Below are 15,682 nucleotides of genomic sequence, written 5' to 3' on the forward strand. Positions count from 1 at the left end.
ACCCCAAGGAATCTGACGATCCATCAGAAAATGTCTTCCCTCGTCCGGCGGCCTGCGGCATCCTGCGCCCATGGAGACGGAGCTGAGCAGACAACTGGGCATCGAGCACGCCATCTTCGGCTTCACACCGTTCCCCGCGGTGGCTGCCGCCATCTCCCGAGCGGGAGGCTTCGGCGTCCTCGGCGCCGTCCGTTACACGGCGCCCGACGACCTCGCACGCGACCTCGACTGGCTCCACGGCCACGCCGACGGCAAGCCGTACGGCCTCGACGTCGTCATGCCCGCCAGGAAAGTCGAGGGCGTGAGCGAGGCCGATGTGGAGGCGATGATCCCCGAAGCGCACCGGCAGTTCGTCCGCGACACCCTCGCCGAGCACGGCGTCCCCGAACTCGCCGAGGGCGAGAGGTCCGGCTGGCGCATCACCGGCTGGATGGAGGAGGTGGCCCGCCGTCAGCTCGACGTCGCCTTCGACCGCCCCGTCCGTCTGCTCGCGAACGCCCTCGGCTCCCCGCCCGCCGACGTCGTGGAACGCGCCCACGACCACGGCGTCCTCGTCGCCGCGCTCGCGGGCAGCGCCCGGCACGCCCGCCACCACGCCGAGGCGGGGATCGACGTCGTCGTCGCCCAGGGATACGAGGCAGGCGGACACACCGGCGAGATCGCCTCCATGGTGCTCACCCCCGAAGTCGCGGACGCCGTCGCTCCGTTGCCCGTGCTCGCCGCCGGCGGCATCGGCAGCGGCGAACAGATCGCCGCCGGTCTCGCGCTCGGCGCGCAGGGCGTGTGGCTCGGCTCGCTGTGGCTCACCACCACCGAAGCCCGGCTCGGTTCCCGGGCGCTGACGGCCAAACTGCTGGCCGCGGGCTCCGGCGACACCGTGCGCTCGCGCGCTCTGACCGGCAAGCCGGCCCGCCAGTTGCGCACCGCGTGGACCGACGCCTGGGACGACCCGGCCGGTCCCGGCCCGTTGCCCATGCCGTTGCAGGGCCTCCTCGTCGCCGAGGCCGTCTCCCGCATCCAGCGGTACGAGGTCGAGCCGCTGCTCGGCACGCCGGTCGGCCAGATCGTCGGCCGCATGAACGCCGAACGCCCCGTCCAGGAGGTCTTCGACGACCTCACCCGCGGCTTCGAGCGTGCCGTCGACCGCATCAACCGCATCGCAGGAAGGAACTGGTCATGACCCACCTCGCAGGCGGACCGGGCGGGACGCAGGAGCCGGGCCTCCCGGGCGCGCCCCACCACCCTGGCCCGCTCCGGACCCCGGGCGGCTTCTGGGCACAGGCCGCCGCCGACCCCGGCCGCACTGTCCTCACCTGCCCGGACGGCGAGCAGTGGGAGGCGGGACGGCTGCACGCCGCCGCCAACCGGCTCGTCCACGGACTGCGGGCGGCCGGGCTGCGGCGCGGCGACGCCTTCGCCGTGGTCCTGCCCAACGGGGCCGAACTGGTCACCGCGGCCCTCGCCGCGGCCCAGGCCGGGCTCTACCTCGTCCCCGTCAACCACCATCTGGTCGGCCCGGAGATCGCCTGGATCGTGTCCGACTCCGGTGCCGAAGTCCTCATCGCGCACGAACGCTTCGCCGACGCGGCGACGGCCGCCGCCGACGAGGCGAAGCTGCCCGCGGGCCGCCGCTACGCCGTGGGTGAGGTGGCCGGATTCCGCCCCTACGCCGACCTGCTCGACGGGCAGCCGGAGACCCCGCCCGCGGACCGCACGCTCGGCTGGGTCATGAACTACACCTCCGGCACGACGGGCCGCCCCCGGGGGATCCGCCGGCCGCTGCCCGGAAAGACGCCCGAGGAGACGCACCTCGGCGGGTTCCTCGGCATCTTCGGGATCAAGCCGTACGACGGGAACGTCCATCTCGTCTGCTCGCCGCTCTACCACACGGCCGTGCTGCAGTTCGCGACGGCGGCCCTGCACATCGGGCATCCGCTCGTCCTGATGGACAAGTGGGCACCCGAGGAGATGCTGCGGCTCATCGACGCCTGCCGCTGCACGCACACCCACATGGTGCCCACCCAGTTCCACCGGCTCCTCGCGCTGCCGGACGAGGTCAGGAAGCGCTACGACGTCTCCTCCATGCGACACGCCGTCCACGGCGCCGCCCCCTGCCCCGACCACATCAAACGAGCCATGATCGACTGGTGGGGGAACTGCGTCGAGGAGTACTACGCGGCGAGTGAGGGCGGCGGAGCCTTCGCGACAGCCGAGGACTGGCTGAGGAAGCCCGGCACCGTGGGAAGGGCGTGGCCCATCAGCGAGCTGGCCGTGCTCGACGACGACGGGAGGCACCTGCCGCCGGGGGAGGTCGGCACGGTCTACATGAAGATGACGACGGGGGGCTTCAGTTACCACAAGGACGAGGCGAAGACGGCGAGAAACCGCGTCGGCGATTTCTTCACCGTCGGCGATCTCGGGTACCTCGACGAGGACGGCTACCTCTTCCTGCGCGACCGCAAGATCGACATGATCATCTCCGGCGGGGTCAACATCTACCCGGCCGAGATCGAGTCGGTGCTGCTCACGCACCCGGCTGTGGCCGACGCCGCCGTGTTCGGCATCCCGCACGCGGACTGGGGCGAGGAGGTCAAGGCCGTCGTGGAAGCGGCGGACGGCCACGCCCCGGACGCGTCCCTCGCCGCGGACATCCTCGCCCACTGCGCGAGCGGACTGGCCGCCTACAAGCGCCCCAGGTCCGTCGACTTCGTGACGACGATGCCCCGCGACCCGAACGGCAAGCTCTACAAGCGCCGGCTCCGCGAGCCGTACTGGCGGGGCCACGACCGCCCGGTGTGACGAGCCCCGGGGCCTCGCGCGCCGCCGCGCCGCCGGCGCAGTCTGCGGTGCCCGTGCGGCTGTGCGTACCGCCGGTGCGGCTGTGCTGTCTCCGCCGCCGGTGCCCGTCTGTACCGCCGGTACTGCCCGTGCCGCCGGTGCAGCCTGCGGAGCGGCGTGGGCCGAGCGCCCCGCCCTTCGCCGTCGCCGTGGCCGCAGGCCCGCCCGCACGGGCCGATGCCTCCCCGCCCCGCACTGCCCAGCCGCGCGGGGCCCGTGGGCGCCCCAGCGGGTCGCGCCGCAGCGGGCGCGGCCGCGGATGCCGGCGTACCGCGCCGAGCGCGTCCGGTGCAGGCCCGGGCCGAGCGGCCTGCACCGAGCGGAGCGCGTGTCTGGGGAGCGGCGTGCCGCGCGGGCCCCGTCCGCTCCGCGCGAAGCGCGAGGATGCTCACCGCTGCACGGGGCACGTGCGGGCCCGAGGACGCGACCGCCGCGAAGCGTGAGCCCGAGCGGCACCCGGCCGGGTCGCGCGCAGCAGGCTCTGTGCGACCGCACGGTCTGTGCCGACCGGGCATCGGCGGGGCATGCGCCCCGGGGCGGCTGCGCGCACCGCATCGACCAGCGACGCCAAGGCGGTGTCGCCCACCATCGAGTCCGGCGTCGCGTCCGCCGGCCTGCCGCAGGCCGTCGTCGGCGTGGTCATCGCGCTGCTCGTCCTGCTGCCCGAGACGCTCGCCGCCGTACGGGCGGCCCGCCGCGACCGCGTCCAGACGAGCCTGAACCTGGCGCTCGGCTCCGCCGTGGCCAGCATCGGGCTGACCATCCCCGCCATCGCCCTCGCCACTGTCTGGCTCGAGGGACCGCTGCTGCTCGGCCTGAGCGCCACCCATATGGTGCTGCTCGCGCTCACCGTGGTCGTCGGCGCGCTGACCGTGGTGCCGGGCCGGGCGACGCTGCTGCAGGGCGAGGTGCACCTGGCGATCCTCGCCGCCTACGTGTTCCTCGCCGTCAGCCCGTAGGCCGCCGGGACACCGCGACGCCCCGGCGGCCAAGGCGGCTCACCCGCGCTCGCGCACCCGCACCACCTCCAGCTCGGGCGACCGCATGATGTCGCGCTCGCAGAAGCGTGACGTCACCCACCGCTCGTCCGTGAACAGCTCCGTCTGGTCCCGGTGGTGCGCGGAGAGCGGATTCGACGACTGCGAGTACGTCAGCAGCGTCCGCGCCACCGGGCAGCGCCCGCCGTCCCAGCCCACCGCCTGGACGTGGCTGGACCCGTGCACCACCTCGGAGTAACCGCCGGCCGCCGCGTTCCACCCGGCCTCGATCTTGTTCCACACGCCGAGCGCCTCCGTGCCGCCGTGGACCGGGAACCGCTTCCCGCCCCGTACGACGAACTGGTGCTGCCCGAGCGGCGCGTCCAGCGCCATGCCCGCCGCCCGCAGCTCGGCCACCGCGCCCGACAGCGCCTTCGCGAAAGGGGGGGCATCGGTGTTCAGCGTGTTCGGCGTCGCGACCGGGTCGGCCGCGGAGAACGGGACCTTCCACAGCTCGGGCGCCGGCACCGACGCGGTCAGCGCCCGCCAGAACCGGTCGAAGAGAAGCGCGCCCCGGCTGCCGGTGTCCGCCGCCCCGTTCCAGCGGTCGAGCACGTCGCACGCCTCAGACAGCGACAGGTCGGCCGACAGCCGTCGGCAGGCGCGCACGATGTCGTCGAGGGCGAGCGAGGCCGCGGGCACCCGGTTCGCGAACTGCTGCCGCTGGAGATCGGCCACCGTGAGCCCGCCCCGGCCGGCCATCGCGGCCACGTCCTCCACCGCGCCGCGCGTCCGCAGCGACCGAGGCGTCCCCACGTTCCCGAAGACCCGCTCGTAGCCGGTCAGCGGATGGTCCGCGTTGGCGAGCCAGGCGCTGTCGTTCGAGTTCTCGGCGTACGCCGCGTCCCGCAGCAGCGGCATCCGCGAGGGGCCGAAGACGCCCGGCTGCACCGCGCCCGCGTCCTTGCCCAGCCCGCACTCGCCCCGCGACCCGTCCAGCACGGCCAGACCCGACGCCGGATACGTCACCCGCCCGAGCGGGGTGGAACACCGCTGCGCCAGGTCGTCCGTGATGCGGGGGAGGACCTGGGACTGGGTGAACAGCGAATGTCCGGCCGAGTCGGCGGCGATCGTGTTCACCCACGGCAGGCCCTGCGTCCGCCGCAGGCCCTCGGCCATGTCGTCGGTCGAGCGGGCCCTGCCGAACGCGAGCGCGGTGTCGGAGCCGCGCAGATTCCGTGCGTTCGGGTCGTGGAGCGCGTACGCGGTCGTCCGCGACCACGGCAGCGGCACCGACGCCCCCAGCGACGTGAGGACCGGTCCGTACCGTGTCCAGTACTGCGTGCGGATGACCGGATCGCCGCTGCGGACAGGCACGGTGACCGTCCGTCTCGTCATCCGTTCCGGCTTCCCGTCCACCAGGTAGACGGTGGGGTCGGCCGGATCGAGGCTCAGCTGGTGCAGATTCAGCGGGACGCCCGTCGCGACGGTGTGGCTCCACGCCACCCTGTCGTTGAAGCCGATGTTGACGACCGACGTGCCGAGCAGCGACGCGCCCGAGACGTTCAGTTCGCCGGGGATCGTCTGCTGCGACTGCCAGAAGCGCCGGCCGCCCTGCCAGGGGTAGTGCGGGTTGCCGAGCAGCAGGCCCCGCCCGTTCGCGGTCACCTTTCCGCTGAAGGCGACCGCGTTGGAGCCCATGTCGGCGTTCTCGGCGGCGAAGAGCTCCCGGGCCGCCCCCGCCGTGTCCTCGGCGCCGGGCGCGGCCGATGCCAGGCCCGCCGTCCGGCCCGGCGGCTGCGCCGCCGTGATGCCCTCGATGCCGCGGCCCTGACCACCGAGCACCGCGACGGCGAAGCCGCGCCGGGCGACGTCCAGCGTGGTCACCGGACCCACCCAGTCCGCGTCGCGGCACGCGGGATCGGTGACGCGGTTCTGCTCCAGCCAGGCGTTGTAGCCGGCCGCCCAGCCGCGCATCAGCTCCTTCACCTCACGACTGGGCCCGGCCGGTGCCGGCGTGGCGAGCAGGTTCTCGACCGTGCCGGCGTCACGTACGCCGCGGAAGTACAGGTCGCTGGAGAGGTTCTTCGTCGCGGACGACAGCGAGCCGTCCGGTGCCGCGTCGGGGCCGAAGTGGCGCGAGCGTTCGCCGCGCACCGTGACGAAGCCGTCGGCGAGGACGCACACCTGGTCGGCGGCCTGCGCCCAGCCGGTGCCGAAGCCGAGGTCCGCGTAGTCCTTCGCCACGATGTGCGGGATGCCGTGCTCGGTGTAGCGGATGACGGCGGACAGACCGCCGCCCGAAGGGCGCCGGTCACGGTCGTCGGCCGCCGCAGGAGGCGGCAGCGCGGCCGCGGCGGTCAACAGGGCGACACCGGTCAGGGCGAGCCGTCCCATGCGGGTGCGGAAGAGCAAGGTCCCTCCCGACGGAGCTGCGGATCAAGCGGGTTGGTCCATGCAGTCAGTCCCCGGGGTAACTGTCAACCGGCCGGTCGGTATCCGCACTCTTGACGTACCGTCACCGGCCGCACACGATCGCGTCATGACAGGGGCACACAACAACACGGTCGACTCCCTCGTACGGCGCAGCGCCCGCCGCACCCCCGGCCGCACGGCCGTCCGCTACGCCGCACGCACCTGGACCTACGCCGAACTCGACGCCGCCGTCTCCACCGCCGCGGCGGTCCTGGCCGGCCACGGGCTGCGCCCGGGCGACCGGGTCGCGACCTACGGGCACAACTCCGACGCCTACCTGATCGCCTTCCTCGCCTGCGCGCGGGCCGGGCTCGTCCATGTGCCGGTCAACCAGAACCTCACCGGGGACGACCTCGCCTACATCGTGCGGCAGTCGGGCAGCTCCCTCGTCCTCGCCGACCCGGATCTCGCGCCCCGCCTGCCCGCCGGGCCCCCGGTCCGGCCGCTGCGCGACGCCGACAACTCCCTCCTCGCCGAACTGGCCGAGCCGCGGCCCTACCGGCATGCCGGACCGGAGCCACAGGCCGAGGACCTGGTGCAGCTGCTCTACACCTCGGGGACCACCGCCCTGCCCAAGGGCGCGATGATGACCCACCGGGCGCTCGTCCACGAGTACGTCAGCGCCATCGCCGCGCTCGACCTCGAGCCCGGCGACCGGCCCCTGCACACGCTGCCGCTCTACCACTCCGCACAGATGCACGTCTTCCTGCTGCCCTACCTCGCGGTCGGCGCGGAGAACACCATCCTCGACGCGCCCGACGCCGCACAGATCTTCGACCTCGTCGAAGCCGGGCGCGCCGACAGCCTGTTCGCCCCGCCGACCGTCTGGATCGGCCTGTCCCACCACCCCGACTTCGCCACCCGCGACCTCGGCGCACTGCGCAAGGCGTACTACGGGGCGTCGATCATGCCCGTGCCCGTCCTGGAACGGCTGCGTGACCACCTGCCCTCACTCGCCTTCTACAACTGCTTCGGGCAGTCGGAGATCGGGCCGCTCGCCACCGTCCTCGGCCCTGACGAGCACGAGGGCCGGATGGACTCCTGCGGCCGTCCGGTGCTGTTCGTCGAGGCGAAGGTCGTCGACGAGGACGGCAAGGAGGCCGCGGACGGCACGCCGGGTGAGGTCGTGTACCGCTCTCCGCAGCTGTGCGAGGGGTACTGGGACAAGCCCGAGGAGACCGCGGAGGCCTTCCGCGACGGCTGGTTCCGCTCCGGGGATCTCGCCGTGCGCGACAGCGAGGGCTACTTCACCGTCGTCGACAGGGTGAAGGACGTCATCAACTCCGGGGGAGTGCTCGTCGCTTCGCGCCAGGTGGAGGACGTCCTCTACACCCACCCCGCGGTCGCCGAGGCCGCGGTCGTCGGGCTGCCCGACGACCGTTGGATCGAGGCGGTAACGGCCGTCGTCGTGGCACGCGAGACGGTCGCCGAGGCCGAACTGATCGCCCACGCGCGCGAGAAGCTCCCCCATTTCAAGGCGCCCAAGAGGGTCCTCTTCGTGGACGGCCTCCCGCGCAACGCCAGCGGCAAGATCCTCAAGCGCGAACTGCGCGACCGGTTCAGTGCGGCCCCGGAGGCGTAGCTCCGCGGCCGGCTCGGCCTCGACGCCGAGCCGGCCCGGCTTCGGCGGCCGGTGCGCTGTGAACAACGACGACCTCGCGGACAGCCTTGCCGCGCGCTTGTCCGGTGAGAATGAACCCCATGGACCATCTGCTGCACCTCGATCGCACGCTCGATGAGCTGGACCCACCCCGCTGGACGCCTCCTGCCGCTGACGCGACCCACTTGGTACGCAAAGTGCATGAGTTGCGGCGTGTGCGCCTGGGCGACCTCGGTCCGGCGGATCTGCGCACCCTCGTCTCGCAGCAGGTGGCACTGCCGTACGTCCTTCCCCTCGCAGTGCGCCTGCTGCTCGATGAGCCGCTGATTGACGCCTACTTCTACGAGGGCGACCTGCTGCTCGCTGCCGTCAATGCCCCCGCATCGGCCTGGGCCCTGCTGCCAGACCTGGACGCGCGGCTGCGCACCGTGATCACGACATTGCCGGAGGCAGCGGTCGCCGACCTGCCGGGCGGCGCCGCCGAGGAACTTGCCCGCTTCGTCGCGCGGCCCGAATCGCTTCGCTGACCTGATGAAGGCGTGGGTGAAGGGATCCGCAAGGGTTCAACGATCCAGCCCCGCGCCGCAGCCCCGTCATGGCATGTGCACGGACCCGTATGACCCGCACGGACCCGTATGACGCCGCGCGGACGCGGCTGCGCTCTCCGCGTAAGTCCGTTGCGGCCGCCCGGCCACCTGGCGATGATCACGCCATGGGGATCTTCCGCACGTACGACGGGACAGAGCTGGCCTACGAGACCACGGGGGACGGGGAGCCGCTGATCTGCCTGCCCGGCGGGCCGATGCGGGCCGCCGCCTACCTCGGCGACCTGGGCGGGCTCGGGGCACACCGCCGGCTGGTGCTGCTGCACCCGCGCGGCACCGGTGACTCCGCCGTCCCGGCCGATCCGGCGAGCTACCGCCGGGACCGTCAGGCCGACGACGTGGAGGCGCTGCGCGAGCACCTGGGCCTCGACCGCATCGATCTGCTCGGCCACTCGGCGGGCGCCGGCCCGGCCCTGTACTACGCCACCCGCCGTCCCGGGCGCGTCCGCTCCCTCACCCTGGTCACACCCGACACGAGTGCCGTCGGCATCACGGCAACCCCCGACGACCGCCGGGAAGCGGCTCTGCTGCGGTCGGACGAACCCTGGTACGAGGCCGGGATCGCCGCACTCGACGCGCTGCGGAGCGGACAGGATTCCCCCGAGATCTGGGACGCGGTCCGGCCCTTCGCCTACGGGCGGTGGGACGAGGCAGCCCGGGCCCATGCCGCCGCCAGGGAGAGCCAGTTCAACTTCGGGGCCATCGAGCACTTCTACGCCGAAGGCGCCGACGATCCCGCCTCGGTCAGGGCCGCGCTCGCCGGTGTGCGGGCCCCGGTGCTCGTCCTCGCGGGCGAACTGGACGGCGGCCCCCGCCCCGCCCGCGCCGCCGAACTCGCCGCGCTCTTCCCGGACGGCCGCTGCGTCGTCCAGGCGGGTGCCGCGCACTTCCCGTGGCTGGACGACCCGGGCGCCTTCACCCGCGCCGTCGCCGCCTTCCTCGACCCGGACGTGCACAGCGTGCAGGCGGGCGGTGTGCGGCTGGCCTACCGCGTGTGGGGCCACGAGGACGCCCCGCCGGTCGTCCTGGCCCACGGCCGATGCGGCAACAGCGGCCAGTGGACGCACGTCGCCGAGCGGCTCGCCGCCACCCGCCGCGTGTACGCCGTCGACCTGCGGGGCCACGGCCTGAGCGAGTGGCCCGGCAGCTACGGATTCGCCGCCTTCCGTGACGACCTCGCCGCCTTCGTCACGGCCCTCGGCCTCGGGCCCGTCGACCTGGTGGGCCACTCGATGGGCGGCGCCGCCGCCCTGCTGCTCGCCGAGGAGAGGCCGGAGCTCGTACGCCGCCTGGTGGTCGAAGAGCCCCCGCCGCTGCTGCCGCTCGACCCGCCGAGGCCGCCCGCGGTCCGCCCCGACGGGCCACTGGACTTCGACTGGCCGCTCGTGCCCGCCACGGACGCCGAGCTGAACGAGCCCGATCCCGCCTGGTGGGACCGCCTCCCGACGGTCAAGGCCCCGACCCTGGTGATCGCCGGCGGACCGGCCGGCGGCATCCCCCAGGACCGGCTCGCCGCGCTCGCCGCCCGGATACCGGGCGCGCGCCTGGTCACCGTGGAGGCGGGGCATCTCGTCCACGAGAGCAGGCCGGCGCAGTTCCTGGCCGCGCTGGAGGAATTCGGCATCTGACGCAGGCGCACGCGCCGGCGCCGGTCACGCACCGCACCGGCGCGTGACCGGTTGGTACGTACGGACTCAATGCGGCGGTACCGGCCGGGCGCGGGGCGGTATTCGCGCGTATACGGGGAACATGGCGAGGAGAAGTTGAATCCCGCAATCACCCCGAGGTGAAGGAGTCCGCGATGCCTCAGCCAGAGGGAGCCGCACTCGAGGCCGTCCGAGCCCGCCGCGAAGAGCTGCGGCAGCGCTACCTGCGGGCCCCGGGCGACCGGCCCACGACCACCGCACGCGGAGTCCACCACGTGGCGTTCATCTGTCGCGACGTGGAGGAGACGATCCGCTTCTACCAGGAGTTCCTGGGTTTTCCGCTCGTGGAGATCGTGGAGAACCGTGACTACCGCGGTTCGACCCACTTCTTCTTCGACATCGGCAACAACAACCTGCTGGGGTTCTTCGACTTCCCCGGCCACGAACACCCTCCGGCCACGGAGACGATCGGCGGCGTGCAGCACATGGCCCTGTCGGTGGACGCGCAGCACTATACGGCCGCGCGCAAGAAGCTCGACGAGGCCGGGGTCGAGTACGCCGGGCCCGACCGGGGAGTCGAGGAGAGCCTCTACCTGCACGACCCCAACGGGGTACCGCTGGAGCTGTACCAGGAGCGGCTCGGCATCTTCAACGGGGAGCAGATCCTCGACAGCGTCGCCGACGACTGAACGAATCGGGACCCACGCGCCCCCCTTCCCGCCCGCCGGCCACCCTCCGGTCTGCGCCGCTCCTGGGCCGGTCCGGCAGGCTCAGTCCCGGGGCGTGGGCTCCGGGTCCGCGTCCCGGCCCGGCCCCGGCCCCGATGCCACTGCCCGTGCCCAGCGGTAGTCCGCCTTGCCGCTGGGCGAGCGCTGGATCTCCTCGGTGATCACCAGCCGCCGGGGGATCTTGTAGCCCGCGAGACGTCCGCGGCAGTGCGACCGCAGGTCCTCCAACGTCGGCGCGGCGGCTCCCGCGCGCGGTTGGACCACCGCCGCCACACGGTTGCCCCACCTCCGGTCCGCAACCCCCGCGACCAGCGCGTCGTACACGTCCGGATGGGACTTGAGGGCCTGCTCGACCTCCTCGGGATACACCTTCTCGCCGCCCGTGTTGATGCACTGCGAGCCGCGCCCGAGGACCGTGACGATGCCGTCCTCGTCGACCGTCGCCATGTCGCCGAGCAGCACCCACCGCTCGCCGTCGCGGCGGAAGAAGGTCTCCGCCGTCTTCACGGGGTCGTTGTAGTAGCCCAGGGGCACATGGCCGCGCTGGGCGATGCGACCCGGCTCACCCGGCTTCACCGGCTCGTGGGTCGCCGGGTCGACCACCGCCGTACGGGAGTTGACCCGCAGCCGGAAGCCCTTGTCCGGGCCGGAGTCCTCGGTCGCGGTGCCGTTGAACCCGGACTCGGACGAGCCGAAGTTGTTCAGCAGCAGCACGTTCGGGGCCAGAGCGGCGAACTGGGCGCGCACCGTCTCCGACATGATCGCGCCCGAGCTGGAGACGCTGAACACCGACGACAGGTCGCAGCCCTTCAGCGGACCGCTCAGCGCGTCGATCAACGGCCTCAGCATCGCGTCCCCGACCAGGGACACACTGGTGACCTTCTCCCGCTCGATCGTGCGCAGCACCTCGTGCGGCACGAACTTGCGGTGCAGGACGACCCGCTGGCCGAAGTTGAACCCTATGAACGCCGTGAGCGTCGACGTGCCGTGCATCAGCGGGGGAGTGGGGAAGAAGGTGATGCCGTCGCCGCCCGCGGCGACCCGCTCGGCCAGTTCCCCGGGCGACGACACCGGCTCCCCGGTCGGCGCGCCGCCTCCGAGACCCGAGAAGAACAGGTCCTCCTGGCGCCACATCACCCCCTTGGGCATGCCGGTCGTCCCGCCCGTGTAGATGATGAACTGGTCGTCGCCCGAGCGCGGCGCGAACCCCCGCCCTGACGACGCGGCCGCCTCGGCGTCGGCGAAGGGCACCGCGTCCAGCCGGGGCGCGCCCTCGGGCGGTGTGCCGACCCGCACCAGGTGGCGGAGCCCCTCCGTACGGGGCAGCGCCCCGGCGACCCGCTCGGTGAACTCGGCGTCGAAGACGAGCGCCGCCAGGTCCGCGTCGCGGTAGAGGTGGACCAGTTCCTCCTCCACATAGCGGTAGTTGACGTTCACCGGCACGATGCGCGCCTTGAGGCAGCCGAGCACGGTCTGCAGGTACTCGACGCCGTTGTACAGGTGCAGGCCCAGGTGCTCGCCCGGCTCAAGGCCCGCGTCGAGCAGGTGGTGGGCGATGCGGTTGGCCGCCGCGTCGAGTCCGGCGTAGGTGAGGCGGCGTTCCGCGCCCGTGCCGGGGTGGTCGACGTACACCAGGGCCTCGCGGTCGGGAACCACGTCGACGACCGACTCGAACAGATCGGCAAGGTTGTACTCCACCGCTCCTCCTGTCCCCGGCGAACTGGGCCCGGCCGTCATTAGAGCGCCGTGCGGCACAAGGGGGAAGGCCCACCGCACAACAAATCTGACTGGTTGTCAGAAAACTCTTGAACTGGCACTCGGCCTGCTGCAACCTGTTCCAGGTCACCGGACGGGAGGCCCGAGATGGGACGAGACGGCGGTACCGAACACCTCACCGTGCGGCGCGAAGGCGCCACACTGGTGCTCACTCTCAACAGGCCCGAGGCGAGGAACGCCCTGTCGATGGGGATGCTCGTCGGCCTCTACGACGGCTGGCTGCGCGCGGACGAGGACGACACCGTGCGCTCCGTCGTCCTCACCGGCGCAGGCGGCAGTTTCTGCGCCGGCATGGACCTCAAGGCGCTGGCCGGACAAGGCATGGAAGGACAGCGGTACCGGGACCGGATGAAGGCCGATCCCGATCTGCACTGGAAGGCGATGCTCCGCCACCACCGCCCCCGCAAACCGGTGATCGCCGCCGTGGAGGGCCACTGCGTGGCCGGCGGCACCGAGATCCTTCAGGGCACCGACATCCGCGTCGCGGGCGAAGGGGCGACCTTCGGACTCTTCGAGGTCCGCCGCGGACTGTTCCCGATCGGGGGCTCGACCGTACGGCTCCCGCGCCAGATCCCGCACACTCACGCCCTGGAGATGCTGCTCACCGGCCGCCCCTACAGCGCCGGCGAGGCCCTGCGGATCGGACTCGTCGGCCGGGTCGTACCGGACGGCACCGCACTGGAGGCCGCGCTCGGCATCGCCGAACAGATCAACGCCTGCGGCCCGCTCGCCGTGGAAGCCGTCAAGGCGTCCGTCTACGAGACGGCCCACATGACCGAGGCGGAGGGCCTGGCCGCCGAACTGAAGAGAGGCTGGCCGGTCTTCGACACGGCCGATGCGAAGGAGGGCGCGCGGGCCTTCGCGGAGAAGCGCGCGCCGGTGTACCGCCGGACGTGACGCCTCCCCGCCCCGCCCTCCCCCTACGGCCGCCAGGCCGTAGGGGGAGGGCGGGGTGGGAAAACGGCCCCGCGCAGCGGCCCTGCCCGAACCGCCACCCCCGCAACAAGGAGCCCGCCCCCATGACCGCCACCCCCGCGCTCACCGCGCCCCTCGTCGTCGAGTTCCCCTTCACGCGTTCCCTCGGCCCCGTCCAGAGCGCCTTCCTCACCGGCCTGCGCGAGACGACCGTCCTCGGCGTGCGCACCGGCGACGGCAAGGTCCTCGTCCCGCCCGTCGAGTACGACCCCGTCACCGCCGACGAGCTGCGCGACCTGGTCGAGGTCGGAGCCACCGGCACCGTCACGACCTGGGCCTGGAACCCGGACCCCCGACGCGGTCAGCCCCTCGCCACCCCCTTCGCCTGGGTGCTCGTCCGCCTCGACGGCGCCGACACCGCCCTGCTGCACGCGCTCGACGCCCCCGGTCCCGACGCCGTACGCACCGGCTTGCGGGTGCGCATCCGCTGGGCCGCGCAGCGCACCGGCGCCATCACGGACATCGCCTGCTTCGAGCCGCACGCCGGGGAGCCGCACGCCCCCGCGGCCGCCCGCACGCACAGCGGCGTCTTCCCCGACCCTGTCACCGGCATCGTCGCGCCCGCCCGGCTCGACTACACCTACGCGCCCGGCCGCGCGCAGAGCGCCCACCTCACCGCGCTCGCCGAGCGCAGGATCGTCGGCGAACGCTGCCCGCGCTGCCGCAAGGTGTACGTCCCGCCCCGCGGCGCATGCCCGACCTGCGGAGTGGCGACCTCCGAACAGGTCGAGGTCGGCCCCCGGGGCACAGTGACCACCTTCTGCGTCGTCAACATCAAGGCCACGCACACGGCGAACCTCGACATCGACGTTCCCTACGTCTACGCGCACATCGCCCTCGACGGCGCCGACCTGGCGCTGCACGGGCGCATCGGAGGCATCCCCTACGACCAGGTGCGCATGGGCCTGCGCGTCGAACCGGTGTGGCGGGACGGCGCGCGGCACCCCGACCACTACCGGCCGGCCGGCGAACCCGACGCCGACTACGACACGTACAAGGAGCTGCTGTGACGCGGTACGCCAGGGACGTGGCCATCGTCGCCTTCGCGCAGACCGACCACCGGCGTCGCACGGACGACGTCTCCGAGGTCGAGATGCTGATGCCGGTCCTCCACGACGTCCTCACCCGCACGGGCCTGACGACGGGGGACATCGGCTTCACCTGCTCCGGTTCCAGCGACTACCTCGCCGGACGCGCCTTCTCCTTCACGATGGCCCTCGACGGAGTCGGCGCCTGGCCGCCGATCAGCGAGTCGCACGTCGAGACCGATGGCGCCTGGGCGCTGTACGAGGCGTGGGTGAAGCTCCTGACCGGCGAGGCCGACACCGCGCTCGTCTACGCGTACGGCAAGTCCTCGCCCGGCGACGTACGCGCGGTGCTGAGCCGTCAGCTCGACCCGTACTACCTCGCCCCGCTGTGGCCCGACTCCGTCGCCCTCGCCGCCCTGCAGGCGCAGGCGGTCGTGGACGCGGGCATCGCCGACGAGTCCGCCTTCGCCGCGGTGGCGACGCGCAGCCGTGCCGACGCGGCCGCCAACCCTCACGCTCAGCTCAAGGGCGAGCTTCCCGCCGGCGGGCACCTCGTGCGGCCGCTCAGGGCCGCCGACTGCCCGCCGGTCGGCGACGGCGCGGCCGCGGTGATCCTCGCCGCCGGCGACACAGCCCGTCGGCTGTGCCCCCGGCCTGCGTGGATACGCGGCATCGACCACCGTGTCGAGGCCCACGCGCTCGGAGTGCGCGACCTCACCGACTCGCCGTCCACGCGCCTGGCCGCCCGGCACGCGGGTGCGTTCGAGCGGCCCCTCGACACCGCCGAACTGCATGCCCCGTTCAGTTCGCAGGAGATCGTCCTGCGGCGAAGTCTCGACCTCGACGACAGCGTGAGGGTCAACCCGTCCGGCGGAGCGCTCGCCGCCAATCCCGTGATGGCCGCGGGCCTGATCAGGCTCGGCGAGGCCGCCGCCCGCATCCATCGCGGCGCGTCGGACCGGGCCCTCGCCCACGCCACGTCCGGCCCGTGCCTGCAGCAGAACCTGGTCGCCGTCCTCGAAGGAGAGACCTGA

Annotated in this window: 11 protein-coding genes and 1 pseudogene; 10 read left to right on the plus strand and 2 right to left on the minus strand. The window is 73.0% G+C overall.

Annotation, left to right across the window (positions count from 1 at the left end; all coding sequences use genetic code 11):
* Positions 1-70 precede the first annotated feature (70 nt).
* The 3 genes and pseudogenes from HW130_RS03975 to HW130_RS03985 all read left to right on the plus strand — a co-directional run.
* Positions 71-1,180: a nitronate monooxygenase family protein gene (locus HW130_RS03975; protein ID WP_177147980.1), complete on the plus strand. Its 1,110-nt coding sequence runs from the start codon at positions 71-73 to the stop codon at positions 1,178-1,180.
* Positions 1,177-2,799 (plus strand): acyl-CoA synthetase, encoded by a 1,623-nt coding sequence (locus HW130_RS03980; RefSeq protein WP_177147981.1) that lies wholly within the window; start codon positions 1,177-1,179, stop codon positions 2,797-2,799. The genes HW130_RS03975 and HW130_RS03980 overlap by 4 nt, the downstream gene beginning before the upstream one ends.
* 605 nt (positions 2,800-3,404) lie before the next feature.
* A pseudogene (locus HW130_RS03985) lies at positions 3,405-3,797 on the plus strand (ionic transporter y4hA); the annotation flags it as partial.
* 39 nt (positions 3,798-3,836) lie between these two features.
* Here the strand turns inward: HW130_RS03985 and HW130_RS03990 are convergent.
* Positions 3,837-6,212, minus strand: a complete 2,376-nt coding sequence (locus HW130_RS03990) for a penicillin acylase family protein (RefSeq protein WP_177148138.1) — start codon at positions 6,210-6,212, stop codon at positions 3,837-3,839.
* Positions 6,213-6,357: 145 nt separating this feature from the next.
* Between HW130_RS03990 and HW130_RS03995 the strand changes: the two genes are divergently transcribed.
* The 4 genes from HW130_RS03995 (at position 6,358) to HW130_RS04010 (ending at position 10,830) form a co-directional block, all read left to right on the plus strand.
* On the plus strand, positions 6,358-7,872 hold the full coding sequence (locus HW130_RS03995; RefSeq protein WP_177147982.1) for an acyl-CoA synthetase: 1,515 nt from the start codon (positions 6,358-6,360) through the stop codon (positions 7,870-7,872).
* Positions 7,873-7,991: 119 nt separating this feature from the next.
* Positions 7,992-8,417: a contact-dependent growth inhibition system immunity protein gene (locus HW130_RS04000; protein WP_177147983.1), complete on the plus strand. Its 426-nt coding sequence runs from the start codon at positions 7,992-7,994 to the stop codon at positions 8,415-8,417.
* A 185-nt stretch (positions 8,418-8,602) separates the two neighbouring features.
* On the plus strand, positions 8,603-10,123 hold the full coding sequence (locus tag HW130_RS04005; protein WP_177147984.1) for an alpha/beta fold hydrolase: 1,521 nt from the start codon (positions 8,603-8,605) through the stop codon (positions 10,121-10,123).
* A gap of 173 nt (positions 10,124-10,296) precedes the next feature.
* Positions 10,297-10,830, plus strand: coding sequence for a VOC family protein (locus HW130_RS04010; RefSeq protein ID WP_177147985.1), 534 nt, complete (start codon positions 10,297-10,299; stop codon positions 10,828-10,830).
* Positions 10,831-10,911: 81 nt separating this feature from the next.
* Here the strand turns inward: HW130_RS04010 and HW130_RS04015 are convergent, their stop codons facing one another.
* On the minus strand, positions 10,912-12,567 hold the full coding sequence (locus HW130_RS04015) for an acyl-CoA synthetase (RefSeq protein WP_177147986.1): 1,656 nt from the start codon (positions 12,565-12,567) through the stop codon (positions 10,912-10,914).
* A gap of 165 nt (positions 12,568-12,732) precedes the next feature.
* Between HW130_RS04015 and HW130_RS04020 the strand changes: the two genes are divergently transcribed.
* The 3 genes from HW130_RS04020 (at position 12,733) to HW130_RS04030 (ending at position 15,682) form a co-directional block, all read left to right on the plus strand.
* Positions 12,733-13,542 (plus strand): crotonase/enoyl-CoA hydratase family protein, encoded by an 810-nt coding sequence (locus tag HW130_RS04020; protein ID WP_177147987.1) that lies wholly within the window; start codon positions 12,733-12,735, stop codon positions 13,540-13,542.
* Positions 13,543-13,664: 122 nt separating this feature from the next.
* Complete coding sequence (locus tag HW130_RS04025; protein ID WP_177147988.1) at positions 13,665-14,630, plus strand: Zn-ribbon domain-containing OB-fold protein; 966 nt, start codon at positions 13,665-13,667, stop codon at positions 14,628-14,630.
* Positions 14,627-15,682, plus strand: a complete 1,056-nt coding sequence (locus HW130_RS04030) for a thiolase domain-containing protein (RefSeq protein WP_177147989.1) — start codon at positions 14,627-14,629, stop codon at positions 15,680-15,682. The genes HW130_RS04025 and HW130_RS04030 overlap by 4 nt, the downstream gene beginning before the upstream one ends.

This window comes from Streptomyces sp. PKU-EA00015 (assembly GCF_013387495.1).
Taxonomy (GTDB): domain Bacteria; phylum Actinomycetota; class Actinomycetes; order Streptomycetales; family Streptomycetaceae; genus Streptomyces.